The following is a 15,981-nucleotide window of genomic DNA, read 5'->3' as shown; positions in this document are numbered from 1 at the left end:
GATGCAGATGAAATTCCCCTTGTTGGCCGCGCTTCTCGGATGGTTGGCGGTTTTCCCCATACACGCACAGACAGATGTGCAAACCGAACGCGCGACTGCCTGGAAGGCGAGGCTGTCGGCCCACATAGCGAGCTACAGGCAATTTCCGGCTGAAGCACTGGGGCAAACCGGCGAAGCCAGGGTCACATTCGTCATCGATCGGTCCGGCAGGTTGATCTCGCGGGCGTTGGCTGAAAGCGCCGGCTCGCGGTCGCTCGACGATGCCGCGCTCGCGATCATCGCCCGCGCCGAACCGTTTCCGGCGCCACCTTCGGAGCTCAAGGAGGACTCGTTTCCTTTCACGGTGCAGATTGTCTTCGGCGGCCGTCAATTTCAGGTGCCGCCCTTAGGGGTCGTGCTGAGCAGGCCGGATCCCGCCTCCACGGAGGCCGATCCCATGGCCGCCTGGCGCAAGACGGTCACCCAACACGTCTGGCGCCACAGGGCATTTCCTCCGGAGGCGATCGGTCAGAGGGGCGATACCGGCGTCACGTTCGTGGTCGATCGTTCAGGCAAGTTGATCTCGAACGTGCTGGTAGAAAGCACAGGCTTCGCGCCGCTAGATGCCGCAACGCTCGCCATGGTCGAGCGATCCGTGCCATTCCCGAAACCGCCCGCTGAGGCGAAGGACGACCTGCAGAGAGTGACCGTCCTCGTGAGCTTCGACGGGACGCGGCTAAACCCAGGGCCGTCGCCGGAACGAGAAAAATTGCTCAAATCCTGGATCGAGGACCAGGCCAGGCTGAATGCGAAGTCCCCCGGGCCAGACGATACCAAGCTGAACTCCATGCTTCGCAGCATCTGCCGCGGCTGCTGAAGCAGAGCAGAACAATTCTCTGCCACATGCAAAAACGGCGCGCCTCGCGACGCGCCGTCCTCTTGTCTGATAGAGGCTTGCTTACGCCGCCGGCGCTTTCGGCGCGCGGTTGCGTGAGTTGCGCTGGAAGAACAGCGCCTGGCTCGCCACCGCCGACACCATCGCGGGCTGGAACGGCTTTGAGATCAGGAACGCCGGCTCCGGGCGCTCGCCGGTCAGGAAGCGCTCCGGATAGGCGGTGATGAACACCACCGGCACCTCGAAGGTGCGGAGCAGCTCATTGACGGCGTCCAAACCCGACGAACCGTCAGCAAGCTGGATGTCGGCGAGGATGAGGCCCGGCCGCTTGTTCTTGGCCAGCGCCACCGCATCGGCATGGGTGCGCGCGACACCAACGACATTGTGACCGAGATTCTTCACCAGGCTCTCGAGGTCCATGGCGATGAAGGTCTCGTCCTCGATGATCAGCACGTCGGTCGCGATCTCGGCCGCCATCTCGCGTCCCGCGGCATCGGCAAGCCGCCGCGTCTCGGCGACGTCGGTGCCGAGGATGTAGCCGACTTCTTCTTCCGAGAATCCTTCGAGCGAGAGCAGCAGGAACGCCTGCCGCGGCAGCGGCGTGATGTTCGACAGCCGCCGCTCCGGCGGCATCGGCAAGGTCGTCACCTCGGCATCATCGTTGACGGAGACCGAATTCCAGATCTGGGTGAACAGCCGGAACAGGCCGGCGCGCGGACCATGGCTCTCGTCGAGCACGGACGGATCTCCGAGCATCGCTTCCAACATGGCTGCGACATAGGCGTCACCGGAGGCCTGGCTGCCCGTCAGGGCGCGCGCGTACCGGCGCAACAACGGCAAGTGTTCAGCAACAAGCTGCGAACGGGACATCCCCACTCCATTCATCTTCGGGCCGACCTTGACGAACCACGCAACAAGCGGGGAGGCCCGGGTTCCCCTGCTGGGCTGACTACGCCTCACACCAAGAAAAGTTCCGCTTATCTGGGAACTTTTTGTCGAACCTGGAATTGTGCCTATCCAGGGAACGGCTCCCGGTTGAGAGAACTTCTCGATTTTACAGTTACTTAACTCGGGGAAACGTGGAACAGGTCATGAAAGATCTCAAGTCTCAAGCCAGCAAAAGCACGACCCCCGGCAAGGGAGGCCTCACTCCGGAGATTCAGTCCCGGATCGGGCACCAGTTGCGCGCCATGTACGATGACGTGGTGCGGCAGGGGGTCCCGGACCGGTTCGCGGAACTGATCAAGAAGCTTGATGCGCCGGGAGGCGCATCCCAAGTGGGAACGGACGGGGGCTCCAACGACAATAACAATGGGAGGGATTAATGCCTCTCACGGACTCCCTACGTGACGACATCCTCGCGGCCGTGCCCAGTCTGCGCGCGTTCGCGATCTCGCTGAGCGGCAATGCGGATCGCGCCGACGATCTGGTGCAGGAAACGCTTCTGCGTGCGCTCGCCAACATCGACTCGTTCCAGCCCGGCTCAAATCTGCCGGCGTGGCTGTTCACGATCCTTCGCAACCTGTTCCGCTCCGACTATCGCAAGCGGCGGCGGGAGGTGGAGGATGCCGAGGGCAACTATGCCAAGACGCTGAAGACGCAGCCGTCGCAGAACGCGCATCTCGAGTTCGAGGAGTTCCGCGGCGCGCTCGAGAAGCTTCCGCAGGACCAGCGCGAGGCCTTGATCCTGGTCGGCGCCTCCGGCTTCTCCTATGAGGACGCAGCTTCGATCTGCGGCTGTGCAGTCGGCACGATCAAGAGCCGCGTCAATCGCGCGCGCTCGAAGCTCGCTGCGCTGCTTTATGTCGATGGCGCCGAGGACTTCGGGCCGGACGAGACCGTGCGCGCCGTGATCGGCGGCAGCGGCGGATAACGGCCGCGTCAATCGGACCGCGACGAATGTGAAGGCGGCCGTGTCTGCGGCCGCCTTTGCGCGTGTGTGACAACCGGATGGCGGACGCGAGACGGGATCACTCGTCCGCGAACGTGGCGGTGTCGACAACGCTCGCGCGCGAGGTGCGGTAGCTGTTGACCTTGTGGGCGTCGTCGGCATAGCCGAACGAGATGCCGCAGACCACGCGGCGATCGTCGGGCAGATTGAAGTGGCGGCGGATCAGCCCGGAGTGACGCGCCAGTGCCGCCTGCGGAATCGTGCCGAGCCCGAGCGCCTGGGCGGCCAGCATGAAGTTCGAGACATAGGCGCCGCAATCGATCGCACCGTAGATGCCGAGCGGCTCGTTGGTGTGGATGATCGCGACATGCGGCGCGCCGAAGAAATTGTAGTTCTCCAGCGCCTGTTTTGCGTAGGCGCTCCTGTCGCCGCGCGCGATGCCGAGCGTGTTGTAGAGCTGAAAACCGCTCTCGCGACGGCGCTCGAGATAGACGCCGACATATTCGCGCGGCGGGGTGAAGTCGTAATCGTCACCCAATCCGCCCGACGCCTCCTGGTAGATCGCCTGGCGGAAGCGCTCCTTGGCCGCGCCGCTGGCGATGATGACCTGCCAGGGCTGGCTGTTGCACCAGGACGCGGTGCGTTGCGCGGTGGCCAGCACATGCTCAATGGTCGCGCGGTCGACCTCCTTGGCCAAGAAGGCGCGGACGGAGTAGCGCTCGTTGAGGAGCTCCTCGAGCACGCCGATGCGGTCGTTCTGGTTGACTTTAGCGTCCATAAATTAGCTCGCCCTTCGTAGGGTGGGCAAAGGCGCGGAGCGCTGCGCCCACCGACAGACTCTCCCCGGCGCACCTGCATATGGTGGGCACGCTTCGCTTTGCCCGCCCTACGCGATATATCGAGAGGCTGGATTACCGCCCCTTGGTCGGGATCCTGTTATACGGCACGTCCTTGTCGACACGAATGTCGCCCGGCAATCCCAGCACGCGCTCGGCGATGATGTTGCGCAAGATCTCGTCGGTGCCTCCGGCAATGCGCATCGACGGCGAGGACAGCAGCATCTGCTGGAACTGGCCCTGCACCGTCTCTTCGTCGGCGCCGGTGAGAACGCCGGCCGCGCCCTGGAGGTCCATGGCGTAGGTCGCGATGTCCTGGAGCATCATGCCCGAGACGAGCTTGCCGATCGAATTCTCCGGCCCCGGCCGATCGCCTTTCGAGAGCGCCGAGATCGCGCGATAGCTGGTGTATTTCAGCCCGCTCGACTTCACCGCCCAGCTCGCGAGCTTCGAGCGCACGGCGGGATCGTCGATGGCGAGCCCGTCCTCGAGCATCAGATTGGAGCAGAACTCGAACATTTCGGGGACGCCGGTCGCAAGCCGCGAGCCGATCGACATCCGCTCGTTCATCAGCGTCGTCAGCGACACGCTCCAGCCCTCGCCGACGGCGCCGAGGCGCTGGCTGTCTGATATCACCACGTCGGTGAAATAGACCTCGTTGAACTCCTGCATGCCGTTGGCCTGCTTGATCGGGCGGACCTCGACGCCCGGGCTCTTCATGTCCAGGAAGAACATGGTGAGGCCCTTGTGCTTGGGCACATTCGGATCGGTCCGCGCGATCAGGAGGCCGAAGTCGGAATAATGCGCGCCCGAGGTCCAGATCTTCTGGCCGTTGACGACCCAACTGTCGCCCTTCTTCTCCGCGCGCGTCCGCAGCCCCGCGACGTCTGAGCCGGCGGACGGTTCGGAGAACAGCTGGCACCAGATCTCCTCGCCGGAGGCGAGCTTCGGCAGATGGCGGCGCTTGGCATCCTCGCTGCCAAAAGCCATCACGGTCGGGCCGCACATGCCCTCGCCGATCTGGAACGGTTGCGTCAGCTTGCCGTAGACGCCCTCTTCCTGCTGCCAGATCACCTTCTCGATCGGTGTGGCGTCGCGGCCGCCATATTCCTTCGGCCAGTGCAGGCAGGCCCAATTGCCCTCGAACTTCTTCTTCTGCCAGGCCTTGCCGACATCGACGATGTCGTGCTTCGCAAGCCGGATGCGGCCGAGCGAGGATTTGGACAGCTCGGCATGCAACTCCTTCGGCGCATTTGCGTCGACCCATTTGCGCGCGGTCTCGCGGAACGCGGCTTCCTGCGGGGTGTCATCGAAATTCATCTTCGAGCTCTCCTCTTTCGTGCCCCGGACGCTGCGCAGCGCGAAGCGGTGCGCTGCAGAGCCGGGGCCCATCGTAGTCTTCGGGGTCCCGGCTCTGCGAAGCAGCGCTACGCGTCCGGGACACGGACTCATCTTCCCTTCGTCGGGATCTTGTTGAACGGCACGTCCTTGTCGACACGGATGTCGCCGGGCAGGCCCAGCACCCGCTCGGCGATGATGTTGCGCATGATCTCGTCGGTACCGCCTTCGACGCGCGTGCCGGGCGCGCGCAAGAGCATCGCCTGGAAACGGCCGGCGAGCTCGCCATCCTCGCCGCTGACGACGCCGCTCGCACCTTGCAGATCCAGCGCGTAGGTCGCGACGTCCTGGATCATCGAGCCCGCCACCAGCTTGCCGATGGAATTCTCCGGACCCGGGCGCTCGCCCTTCGACAGCGCCGAGATCGCGCGCATGCTGGTGTACTTCAGCCCGCTCGCCTTCACCGCCCAGTTCGCGAGCTTCGAGCGCACCGCGCGGTCCTCGATCGCCGGGCCGTCATCGAGCATCAGGCTGGAGCAATGTTCGAACAGCTCCGGGAAGCCGGTCGAGACGGCCGCGCCGATCGCGCTGCGCTCGTTCATCAGCGTGGTCAGCGAGACGTTCCAGCCGTCACCGACCTCGCCGAGGCGCTGATGATCGGGAATGCGGACATTGGTGAAATAGACCTCGTTGAAGTCGGAGGCGCCGCTCGCCTGCTTGATCGGCCGCACCTCGACGCCGGGGCTCTTCATGTCCAGGAAGAACATGGTGAGGCCCTTGTGCTTGGGCACGGTCGGATCGGTGCGGGTGAGCAGGATGCCGTAGTCGGAATAATGCGCCCCCGACGTCCAGATCTTCTGGCCGTTGATCACCCAGTCGTCGCCGTCTTTCTCCGCGCGCGTGCGCAGGCCCGCGACGTCCGAGCCGCCGGCCGGCTCGGAGAACAGCTGGCACCAGACCTTTTCGCCGGAGGCGAGCGGCGGCAGATAGGTACGCTTATGCTCCTCGCGCGCGAACGCCATCATGGTCGGCCCGCACATGCCGTGGCCGATGATGAACATGCGGGAGAGCTGGCCGAACGGCCCCTCTTCCTGCTGCCAGATCACGCGTTCGATCGGCGACGAGCCGCGGCCGCCATACTCCTTCGGCCAGTGCAGGCAGGCCCAGCCGGCATCGGCTTTCTTCTTCTGCCAGGCCTTGGCGACCTCGAGAATATTGGCGTTCTTGAGCTGGGTGCGGCCGAGCGAGGATTTGCGCAGCTCCTCCTCGTATTGCTTCGGCGCGTTCGCACCGATCCAGGCGCGGGCTGTGGCGCGGAATTCGGCTTCCTGCGGGGTGTCGTCGAAGTTCATGGTCTCTCATCCCTGGCCGGCGTCGTAGGATGGGTAGAGCGAAGCGAAACCCATCTGTTAGACCACCCGCGTCATGATGGGTTTCGCTACGCTCTACCCATCCTACAAATCATCTGTTACGCCGCGTTCTTCTTGCGCATGCGGTCGATCAACTGGTCTTCCCAGTAGGACAGGCTGCCGAGCCCCAGCGCCATGGCGTTGGCGCGGCGGTAGTACATGTGGCAGTCGAACTCCCAGGTGAAACCCATGCCGCCGTGAACCTGGATGTTGTTCTTGGCGCAGTGCTGGAACGCCTGCGTCGCGCTGATGCGCGCGGCGGCTGCGGCTTCCGGCAGCTCGGCCGCGTTGGTCGAGAGCGCCCAGGCGCCGTAATAGCTGTTGGAGCGCGCCAGCGTCGCCGACACATACATGTCCGCGAGCATGTGCTTGACCGCCTGGAACGAGCCGATCTGGCGGCCGAAGGCGATGCGGTCGAGCGCGTAGTCGCGGCCCATCTCCAGCGCGCGGTCGGAGCCGCCGACCTGCTCGAACGCGCACAGCACCGCGGCGCGGTCGAGCACCTGGGTCAAAATGCTCCAGCCCTCGCCGGCAGCGCCGAGCGGCTCCGCCTTGCAGTCTTTGAAGGTGATCTCGGCCTGCCCGCGGGTCGGATCGAGATTGGTGAGGTTTTTCACCTCGACGCCACCGGTCTTGAGGTCGACGAGGAACAGCGAGATGTCGCCGTCGCGACCGCTCGATCCGGTGCGCGCGGCGACGACAGCGAAGTCGGCGATCGCACCATCGGCGACCGGCTTCTTGACGCCGTTGAGCACGCCGTTCGCGGCGATGAGCTTGACGTTCTTCGGCGACGGATTGCCCTTGCCCTCGAACAGCGCCAGCGTGCCGATCGCCTCGCCCGAGGCGATCGCCGGCAGCCATTTCTTCTTCTGTGCGTCACTGCCCGCGATCAACAGCGCTTCGGCGGCAAGATACACCGTCGAGGAAAACGGCACAGGCGCATTGGCCCGGCCCATCTCTTCCGCGATCACGCAGAGCTCGAGATGGCCCGCGCCAGCGCCGCCGAACTCCTCGGGGATTGCGACGCCGAGAAAACCCATCTCGGCGAGGCCCTTCCACAGGTCCTTGTCGTAAGGAGTCTTGCCGTCGAGCACGACGCGGACCGCCTTGGGCGAGCACTTCTCGGCGAGGAACTTGCGCGCCTGGTCGCGGAGCTGTTTCTGGTCGTCGGAGAAATCGAAGTTCATGGCGGGCTACCTCTGCTTATTCGTTGTCATTTATCTGCGCCGTCATTCCGGGGCGCGCGGAGCGCGAGCCCGGAATCCATATCCACCAGAAGGGGTTATGGATTCCGGGCCTGGCCCTTCGGGCCATCCCGGAATGACGAGTTGAGAGAGTTGCGCATTCATCGCAGCACGATCACGTCCTGATCCGGCTTGTCGGCATAAAGTCGCTGCACCAACGCCGCGCGGCGTTCCAGGCCGGCGCGCTGGTTGATGTAGCCCTTGTCGGTGAGCTCATTGCCGTCGATGGAGGGCGGCTCGGCCATCAGCATTGCGCGCGCGATAGCGCGGCTGCTGGCGCCGCCACATTCCGCATTGTGTGCTTCGAGGCCGCGTCTGAAGCAGGCGATCACCTCAGGATGCTTCACGGCGTCCTCGAAGCTCAGATCGGGATTGCCGGCCAGCTGGCGACACGCATGCAGATTGGGCCAGGCCAGCAGACCGATCGAGCATTGATCCTGTCCCGCAACCAACGCGTCATGCACAACGGGCGTCGCCGCGGCAATCGCATCGGTGCGGAGCGACCCGACATGCACGAAGGTACCAGTGGTGAGCTTGAAGTCTTCGACGACACGCCCAGCAAAGATGATGCCCTTCACCGGATCGGCATCGTCGACGAAGATGCCGGCATCGCCGATGCAGTAGAAACCTTCTTCGTCGAACATCTTCTTCGTCAGGTCTGGCTGACCAAAATAGCCGGGCGTGACGTTGACGCCGCGCAGGCGCAATTCGTATTTCGAGTCGCACGGCACCATCTTCAATTCGACGCCGGGGAACGGCAGGCCAATCAGGCCGACGCGCTCGGTGTCCCAATAGGTGCCGGTCGAGGTCGGCGCCGTCTCGGTCGAGCCCCAGCCGGTGTAGAACACGATGCGCTCGCCGGTCGTCTTCACGGCGAGGGCCTGCATGCGCTCATAGAGATCGTCGGGCAGGCGCGCGCCGCCATAGGCCATGATCGAGAGGTTCTTGAAGAACGAGCGGCACAGCGCATCGTCCTTCTCCATGGCCGCCGCGAGCGCGGCATAGCCGGCCGGCACATTGGCGTAATAGGTCGGTGAGATCTCGCGCAGATTCCGCAGCGTCTCCTCGAACTGGCCCGGCATCGGCCGGCCGTCATCGATATAGAGCGTGCCACCATCGACCAGCACCGGGTGAAACGCCGCGTTACCGCCCATGGTGTGGTTCCATGGCATCCAGTCCAGCATGGTCGAGATCGGACCGCTGGGATCGCGCGGCCGCACCTGCATCATCATCGCCGCATTGGCGCACATCATCTCTTGCGTGTTGATGACCGCCTTGGGCATGCCGGTCGAGCCGGAGGTGAACAACAGTTTGCCCACGGTCTGCGGCGTGATCTTCGCGATCGATGCTTCGACATCGGCGGTCACGGACGTCGCCGCGAGCTCGGCAAAGCTGACGCTCGTGATGCCGTCGCAGGGACGCGCAACGTGAACGACGGTGGCTCCGGTGAGGTCGAGTGCGTTCAGCGCCTTCTCGAAGGTCGGGCCGTCCTGCACCATCACCACGGCCGGCTTGATCAGGTCGAACAGATATTTCAGCTTGACGTGATCATGGCTCATCAGGGAGTAGGCCGGCGACACCGGGGCCGCCGGCGAGCGCGCCTGCATCGCGGCCTGCGTCATCAGCGCATGCTCGATCGAGTTGCCGGAGAGAATGGTCACCGGGCGTCCGTCGAGCCTGAGATTGAGCAGCGCCTGCGTCAGCGCATCCACGGTACGCTTGGCCTCGCCGTAGGAGACCTTGCGCCATTCGCGGTTCGCTCCACAGCGCTGCGCGAGCCAGATGCGCTCAGGCGCTTGCCTCGCCCATTTCGCCAGCGAGGCCGGAAGATGCGTCTCGTAGGCTTGCAGCGGAATGCGCGACTTCAGCACCACCGTGCCGTCGCCGCGGCGCTCGACGTCGATGTCGCGCGCCAGCCACTCCACCTTGCGAAAGGCGGGCTTCGTCATCACGGCCGCCGCGCTTCCACTCATTTTGCGTCTCCCGGAATTATCGTCCTTTGCGGATCGTTCTCGTTTCAGCGCCTGATATAGACAGGCTTTCGCTTCTCAAGGAAGGCCCTGACGCCTTCCGAAAATTCCTCGGAGCGGCTGCACAAGACCTGGTTGCGGTCCTCCATCGCGATCACGGATTCCAGCGCCCCCGCATCGACGCTCATGTTGAGACATTCTTTTGACAGGCGCAGCCCCACGGGCGAGGCCGTCATCATCGCATCGACGTAAGGTTCAGCGGCTTCGTCGAGTTTGTCTTCGTCGACGACTTCCGAGACGAGCCCGACCGCGAGCGCACGCTCCGCGCCGATGAAGCGCCCGGTGAGGATCAATTCGGATGCGACGGAGACGCCGACGAGCCGCGGCAGAAAGTAGCTGGTACCGATATCGCAGCCGCCAAGGCCAAGCTTGATGAAGGCACAGTTCATCCGCGCCGACTTTGTCGCGATGCGGATATCGGAGGCAAGTGCCAGCGCGAACCCGCCGCCGGCCGCCGCGCCCTGCACCAGCGAGATGATCGGCTGCGGACAACGCCGCATCAGCATCACGATGTCGGCGATGCGGCGCTGCGAGTCGAGCGTCTCGGTGACGCCGGGTAGTTCCTGCTGCCCGACACGGCGGGCCATCGCCGCCTTGAGGTCGAGGCCGGCGCAAAAATTCTTGCCGGCGCCGCGCAGCACGACGACGCGCGTGTCGCGGTTGCGCTGGAGGCCCTGGAAATAGACGTTGAGCGCCTCGATCAGCGCGGGATCGAGCGCGTTGAGGCTTTCAGGACGATTGAGCGTCACCGTGTCGACGCCGTCGTTGTGCTCGATCAGCAGCGGTTGGGACATGGGAGCGCTCCTGCTTGCCGCCGATCGCGGTGCCGATTGCTGCGCCCTCTCCCCTTGTGGGAGAGGGCATGATCGCTGTGAGCCCAGAGTTCGCTTGGGTGAGGGGTCTGTCTCCGCGGAGAGAACCCCTCATCCGGCGCTTCGCGCCACCTGCTCCCACCAGGGGAGAAGGACGGCAGCGGAGTACGCCTCTACTACCGCGGAGCCATACGGATGGCGCCGTCGAGACGGATGGTCTCGCCGTTGAGCATCGCGTTCTCGACGATATGCACCGCGAGCGCGCCGTATTCCTTGGCATCGCCGAGGCGCGAGGGATGCGGCACCTGGGCGCCCAGGCTCTTGCGGGCTTCCTCGTTCAGACCCATCAGCAACGGCGTGAAGAACAGGCCGGGCGCGATGGTGTTGACGCGGATCTTCTGGCTGGCGAGGTCGCGCGCGGCCGGCAGGGTCAGGCCGACGACGCCGCCCTTCGAGGCCGAATAGGCGATCTGGCCGATCTGACCTTCATAGGCGGCCACCGAAGCCGTGTTGATGATGACGCCGCGCTCTTCGCCGACCGGCTCGATCGTGACGAGGCGCTCGGCGAACAGGCGCAGGCAGTTGAAGGTGCCGATCAGGTTGACGTTGATGATGCGCGCGAACTTTTCGAGCGGATAGACGCCGTCGCGGCCGACGATGCGCTGCGAGCCGCCGATGCCAGCGCAGTTCATCAGTACGCGGGCGACGCCGTGCGCGGCTTCCGCCTTCGCGATCGCCGCCTTGATCTGCTCTTCGCTGGTGACGTCGGCATGGAGGGCTACGCCCTTCACCTCGGCGGCGACTTTCTCGGCGTTGTCCTTGTTCTGGTCGATCACGCCGATCCTGGCGCCCTTGGCCGCCATGGCGCGGGCGGTGGCCTCACCGAGGCCCGAACCACCGCCGGTGATGAGAACGGCTACGTCTTTCAACTCCATCGTAAGCTACCTTTCCTCTGCCTTTTCCTTGGGCGTTTCTTCTCTAGACTTGAGAGTGATGGCCGGATTATCCGGCCGCGGCCGCTTCCCCGGCTTGCGTGAGGATGCCGCCGCAGATCAGCGTTTCCATGTGCTTGATGTATTGCCGGCAGACGTCATCGGTGACCGGACCGACGCCGGTCGCGCGAGACATCGCGTGCCGGCCGAAGAACAGGTGATCGCAGGCGCCGATCAGGCTGGTGTAGAACAGCACTGGATCGGTGGCGCGGAACTCGCCGCGGCTGATGCCCTCAGCGAGCAGGCGGCGATGGAAATCAAGCAGCGGCGCGACGAAGAACTTTGAGACTTCGTCGGCAGAGCCCGCATTGGTCTCATGCAGCAGGTAGTGGATCAGCCGGTTCATGTAGGGGAACCGGTAATAGGCGCGGATGATGCCGGCGATGTGCAGCTTCAGCTTCGCCGTCGATGTGATCGGTTGCGCCAGCAGATATTCCAGGTTGGACATCTCGGTCGCGGCATCGCGCGCGAGCAGCGCCAGCAAGAGGCCGTCCTTGTTGCCGAAATGATATTTGACCAGCGCGGCATTGGCGCCCGACTTCTGGGCGATGTCGGAGAGCGAGATCTCGATCGAGGAGCGTTCGATCATCAGCTCGCTCGCGGCCACGAGCAATTTCTCTGCCGTGGAATTCTTTCCGCTCGGGAGCCTGTTCGGTACGCTGGTAGTCACGGAGTTCCCTGGTCTCGCCGGTTGAAGCGGCCGCAGATAAGCCGAAGCAGCGCCTCATCACAAGAGTTAATTGATCGATTGACTAAACGATATCGCGCCCATTAAATCCGCGCCGACAATCCAACTCGATAGAGAACAATCCAGGGAGAGACCGACATGGCCGAGGCTTACATCGTCGCCGCTGCGCGTACCGCGGGCGGGCGCAAGGGGGGCCGCCTCGCCGGCTGGCATCCGGCCGATCTCGCCGCCAAGGTGCTGGACGAGCTGGTCGATCGCACCAAGGTCGATCCCGCCCTGGTCGAGGACGTGATCATGGGCTGCGTCATGCAGGTCGGTGAGCAGTCCAACAACGTCGCGCGCAACGCGATCATGGCCTCGAAGCTGCCGGAGAGCGTTCCGGGCACCTCGATAGACCGCCAGTGCGGCTCCTCGCAGCAGGCGCTGCACTTCGCGGCGCAAGCCGTGATGTCCGGCACGATGGACGTGGTGATCGCCGCCGGCGTGGAATCGATGACGCGCGTGCCGATGGGCCTGTCCTCGCAGCTTCCGGCCAAGAACGGCTTTGGCAACTACAAGAGCCCGGGCATCGAGGCGAAGTATCCGAACATCGTGTTCAGCCAGTTCACCGGCGCGGAGATGATGGCGGAGAAGTACGGGCTGTCGAAGGATGATCTCGACGAATACTCCTTCAACAGTCATCAGCGCGCGATCGCGGCGACGCAAGCCGGCCACTTCAAGAAGGAGATCGTGCCGCTCGAGATCACCCGCGCCGACGGCAGCAAAGACACCCACCACATCGACGAGGGCATCCGCTTCGACGCCACGCTCGACGGCATCAAGGGCGTCAAGCTGATCGCCGAGAACGGCAAGCTCACCGCGGCCAGCGCCAGCCAGATCTGCGACGGCGCTTCCGGCGTGATGGTGGTGAACGAGCGCGGCCTCAAGCAGCTCGGCCTCACGCCGCTGGCGCGAATCCATCACATGACCATGACCGGCGGCGATCCCGTCATCATGCTCGATGCTCCGCTGCACGCCACCAAGCGCGCACTGGAGAAGGCCGGCATGAAGGTCGACGACATCGATCTGTTCGAAGTCAACGAGGCCTTCGCCTCGGTGCCGACCGGCTGGCTCAAGACCACCGGCGCCGATCCGTCCCGCCTCAACGTCAACGGCGGCGCCATCGCGCTCGGCCATCCGCTCGGCGGCTCCGGCACCAAGCTGATGACGACGCTGGTCCACGCCCTGCACCAGCGCGGTAAGCGCTATGGCCTGCAGACCATGTGCGAAGGCGGCGGCATGGCCAACGTGACGATCGTGGAGCGGCTGTAAGCCGAGACGTCGGTAAGTCGCAGCCACATTAAAGGTGTCGTCCCGGCAAACGCCGGGACCCATAACCACGGGAATTTGTGGTTAGGGCGAGCTGGGGCGACATCGCGTTTCAACAATTTGGAACGGTGGTTATGGGTCCCGGCTCCCGTGCTCAATTGCGCACCAGGCCGGGACGACACCTTCTCTGTTGCGAGATATCCGCGATGACCCATCCCTCCATCTACGCCAGCACGACGCCCGACAAGATCGCCTACCAGATGGCCGGGACCGGCAAGGCGATCACCTATCGCGAGCTCGACGAGCTCTCGAACCAGGGCGCGAACCTGTTCCGCTCGCTCGGCCTGAAGGCCGGCGACCACATCGCGCTCTTGATGGAAAACCGTCTCGCGTTCATGGAGATCTGCTGGGCGGCGCAACGCAGCGGGCTCTATTACACCGCCATCAGCCGCTATCTGAAGCAGGACGAGATCGACTACATCATCGGCGATTGCGGCGCCAAGGTCGTGATCACCACGCCGAAATGCGCCGACCAGATCAAGGCCCTGATCAAGGGGACCGCGGGCGAGCCGATCTTCTACATGGTCGACGAGCCCCAGTCCGGCTTCCGCTCCTACGACAAGGAAGCGTCCGCACAGCCGACAACGCCGATCGCGGACGAAGTCGCCGGCTACGACATGCTGTATTCGTCGGGCACCACCGGCCGTCCGAAGGGCATCAAGAAAGCGTTCGAGGGCAACAAGATCGACGTGCCGAACGCCTTCCTGCGCGTGCTCTGCGCCGACATGTGCGGCATGAATGCGGAGAGCACCTATCTCTCGCCGGCGCCGCTCTATCACGCGGCCCCGCTGCGCTTCAACATGATGGCGATCGTGCTCGGCGGCACCTCCATCATCATGGAACACTTTGACGCCGAGGATTTTCTCAAGCTGGTCGAAAAATACAAGGTCACCCAGTCACAGCTGGTGCCGACCATGTTCGTGCGCATGCTGAAGCTGCCGGACGAGGTCCGCGCCAAGTACAACGTCTCGACGCTGAAGGGCGCGATCCACGCCGCTGCCCCCTGCCCCGTCGACGTCAAAGCCAAGATGATCGAATGGTGGGGACCGATCCTGATCGAGTATTACGCCGGCTCCGAAGGCAACGGCGTCACCGTCTGCAATTCGCAGCAATGGCTGGAGCATCGCGGCAGCGTCGGCCGCGCCGTGGTCGGCAAGATCAAGATCCTGGACGAGAACGACGAGGAGCAGCCGACGGGCGAGATCGGCACGGTCTATTTCGCCGATGCGCCGGTTTTCACCTATCACAACGATCCTGAGAAGACGAAGAAGGCCTACAACGCCAAGGGATGGTCGACGCTCGGCGACGTCGGCTATCTCGACAAGGACGGCTTCCTGTTCCTCACCGACCGCAAGTCCTACATGATCATCTCGGGCGGGGTGAACATCTACCCGCAGGAGACCGAGGACGTTCTCATCACCCACCCCGAGATCGCCGACGTCGCCGTGTTCGGCGTGCCGAACGAGGAGATGGGCGAAGAGGTGAAGGCGGTGGTGCAGCCGCACGACATGAGCCGCGCCGGCAAGGCTCTGGAGGCAGACCTGATCGCCTACTGCAAGACACGTCTTTCGGCGATCAAATGCCCGCGCTCGATCGATTTCGAAGCCGAGCTGCCGCGCACGCCGACGGGCAAGCTGGTAAAGCGGCATCTGCGCGACCGGTACTGGCCGAAGACGGCGGCGAAGATCTAGCGGTCTTGTGTCCCGGACGCGGTGCAGCGCGTAGCGGTGCGCCGCAGAGCCGGGACCCATCTCTCCAAACGCCTAAGCTAACGGGCTGGGCTCCGGCTCAGCAGTGCAGCACTTCGTGCCGCACTGCGTCCGGGGCAAGAGACCTTGTACGTCAATCAAACAAACTCGGCGTGTGGTTCACCAGCGCGCCTTCGATCTCGAGCATCTTCAACTTCGTCACCACGCCGCCATTCGCCGAGAAGCCGCCGGGCTTGTTGCCGGCCGCCAGCACGCGATGGCAGGGCACGACGATCGGGCACGGGTTGCGGCCGAGGGCCTGGCCGACGTCGCGGGACAGCTGCACGCCGCCGAGCTGCTTGGCGATATCGCCATAGGTGATGGTCTTGCCCGGCGGGATGGCGCGGGCGATCTCGTAGACGCCGCGGTTGAACTCGGGCACGCCCTCGAGGTCGAGCGGGATGTCGGTGAGATCGTCCGGCTCGCCCGCGAGCAGTTTTGTGATGCGATCGATCGCCTCTCGCACCTCGGCGGTCGGCTCGGCCTCGCTGGCGTCAGCGTGGCGCTGGCTGATGCGGGTGCGGATCTTGTCCTCGCCGCCCATGGGCAGTTGCGTGCCGTTGATGCCGCGCGGGCTCCAGGCGATGGCGCAAAGGCCGATGCTGGTGTCGAACAGGGCAAAATGCTGGTCGGTCATGGCTTGGTTCCTGAGCTTGCGTCCCCGTCGCATGCCCCCATTGTGGTCTCCGCCTACATCTAGGCTTGGAAATAGTTGCGATCCACCCGGTTTCCGGGAATCTTGCACAGGAGT

At 64.3% G+C, this 15,981-nt stretch carries 15 protein-coding genes; 5 read left to right on the top strand and 10 right to left on the bottom strand.

Annotated features, from left to right (window positions below):
- The first annotated feature begins 1 nt into the window (after nucleotide 1).
- Nucleotides 2–856 carry an energy transducer TonB family protein gene (locus BJ6T_RS07530; protein WP_014491707.1) on the top strand — a complete coding sequence of 285 codons (855 nt, stop codon included), beginning with the start codon at nucleotides 2–4 and terminating at the stop codon, nucleotides 854–856.
- An 81-nt stretch (nucleotides 857–937) separates the two neighbouring features.
- Here BJ6T_RS07530 and BJ6T_RS07525 read toward each other — a convergent pair whose 3' ends face one another.
- Nucleotides 938–1,744, bottom strand: coding sequence for a response regulator (locus BJ6T_RS07525; protein ID WP_014491706.1), 807 nt, complete (start codon nucleotides 1,742–1,744; stop codon nucleotides 938–940).
- 221 nt (nucleotides 1,745–1,965) lie between these two features.
- Between BJ6T_RS07525 and BJ6T_RS07520 the strand changes: the two genes are divergently transcribed.
- Nucleotides 1,966–2,199, top strand: coding sequence for a NepR family anti-sigma factor (locus BJ6T_RS07520; protein WP_014491705.1), 234 nt, complete (start codon nucleotides 1,966–1,968; stop codon nucleotides 2,197–2,199).
- On the top strand, nucleotides 2,199–2,747 hold the full coding sequence (locus BJ6T_RS07515) for a sigma-70 family RNA polymerase sigma factor (RefSeq protein WP_014491704.1): 549 nt from the start codon (nucleotides 2,199–2,201) through the stop codon (nucleotides 2,745–2,747). The genes BJ6T_RS07520 and BJ6T_RS07515 overlap by 1 nt, the downstream gene beginning before the upstream one ends.
- Before the next feature lie 97 nt (nucleotides 2,748–2,844).
- On the opposite strand, the gene BJ6T_RS07510 is transcribed toward BJ6T_RS07515, so the two are convergent.
- From BJ6T_RS07510 to BJ6T_RS07475, 8 genes are all read right to left on the bottom strand, one after another.
- Nucleotides 2,845–3,543 (bottom strand): nitroreductase, encoded by a 699-nt coding sequence (locus BJ6T_RS07510; RefSeq protein WP_014491703.1) that lies wholly within the window; start codon nucleotides 3,541–3,543, stop codon nucleotides 2,845–2,847.
- A gap of 133 nt (nucleotides 3,544–3,676) precedes the next feature.
- Nucleotides 3,677–4,921: an acyl-CoA dehydrogenase gene (locus BJ6T_RS07505; protein WP_014491702.1), complete on the bottom strand. Its 1,245-nt coding sequence runs from the start codon at nucleotides 4,919–4,921 to the stop codon at nucleotides 3,677–3,679.
- Nucleotides 4,922–5,049: 128 nt separating this feature from the next.
- Nucleotides 5,050–6,291 (bottom strand): acyl-CoA dehydrogenase, encoded by a 1,242-nt coding sequence (locus BJ6T_RS07500; protein ID WP_014491701.1) that lies wholly within the window; start codon nucleotides 6,289–6,291, stop codon nucleotides 5,050–5,052.
- A gap of 116 nt (nucleotides 6,292–6,407) precedes the next feature.
- Entirely contained in the window at nucleotides 6,408–7,535 is a 1,128-nt protein-coding gene (locus BJ6T_RS07495; protein ID WP_014491700.1) for an acyl-CoA dehydrogenase family protein, read from the bottom strand.
- A 158-nt stretch (nucleotides 7,536–7,693) separates the two neighbouring features.
- Nucleotides 7,694–9,565 carry an AMP-binding protein gene (locus BJ6T_RS07490; RefSeq protein WP_014491699.1) on the bottom strand — a complete coding sequence of 624 codons (1,872 nt, stop codon included), beginning with the start codon at nucleotides 9,563–9,565 and terminating at the stop codon, nucleotides 7,694–7,696.
- Nucleotides 9,566–9,609: 44 nt separating this feature from the next.
- The gene (locus BJ6T_RS07485) at nucleotides 9,610–10,416 is read right to left on the bottom strand and encodes an enoyl-CoA hydratase/isomerase family protein (protein WP_014491698.1); all 807 of its coding nucleotides are present in this window, start codon (nucleotides 10,414–10,416) and stop codon (nucleotides 9,610–9,612) included.
- Between the two features lie 194 nt (nucleotides 10,417–10,610).
- Nucleotides 10,611–11,369 carry an SDR family NAD(P)-dependent oxidoreductase gene (locus tag BJ6T_RS07480; protein WP_014491697.1) on the bottom strand — a complete coding sequence of 253 codons (759 nt, stop codon included), beginning with the start codon at nucleotides 11,367–11,369 and terminating at the stop codon, nucleotides 10,611–10,613.
- 67 nt (nucleotides 11,370–11,436) lie between these two features.
- The gene (locus BJ6T_RS07475; protein ID WP_014491696.1) at nucleotides 11,437–12,015 is read right to left on the bottom strand and encodes a TetR family transcriptional regulator; all 579 of its coding nucleotides are present in this window, start codon (nucleotides 12,013–12,015) and stop codon (nucleotides 11,437–11,439) included.
- 237 nt (nucleotides 12,016–12,252) lie between these two features.
- Here BJ6T_RS07475 and BJ6T_RS07470 point away from each other — a divergent pair, with 237 nt between their 5' ends.
- Both BJ6T_RS07470 and BJ6T_RS07465 read left to right on the top strand, forming a co-directional pair.
- On the top strand, nucleotides 12,253–13,425 hold the full coding sequence (locus BJ6T_RS07470) for an acetyl-CoA C-acetyltransferase (RefSeq protein WP_014491695.1): 1,173 nt from the start codon (nucleotides 12,253–12,255) through the stop codon (nucleotides 13,423–13,425).
- A 203-nt stretch (nucleotides 13,426–13,628) separates the two neighbouring features.
- Nucleotides 13,629–15,173, top strand: a complete 1,545-nt coding sequence (locus BJ6T_RS07465) for an acyl-CoA synthetase (RefSeq protein ID WP_014491694.1) — start codon at nucleotides 13,629–13,631, stop codon at nucleotides 15,171–15,173.
- A gap of 151 nt (nucleotides 15,174–15,324) precedes the next feature.
- On the opposite strand, the gene BJ6T_RS07460 is transcribed toward BJ6T_RS07465, so the two are convergent.
- Nucleotides 15,325–15,867, bottom strand: a complete 543-nt coding sequence (locus BJ6T_RS07460; RefSeq protein ID WP_014491693.1) for a methylated-DNA--[protein]-cysteine S-methyltransferase — start codon at nucleotides 15,865–15,867, stop codon at nucleotides 15,325–15,327.
- Nucleotides 15,868–15,981 lie beyond the last annotated feature (114 nt).

The organism is Bradyrhizobium japonicum USDA 6 (assembly GCF_000284375.1).
Taxonomy (GTDB): domain Bacteria; phylum Pseudomonadota; class Alphaproteobacteria; order Rhizobiales; family Xanthobacteraceae; genus Bradyrhizobium; species Bradyrhizobium japonicum.
The sequence above is the reverse complement of the archived record's forward strand: the minus strand, read 5'-3'. Positions and strand labels throughout refer to the sequence as shown.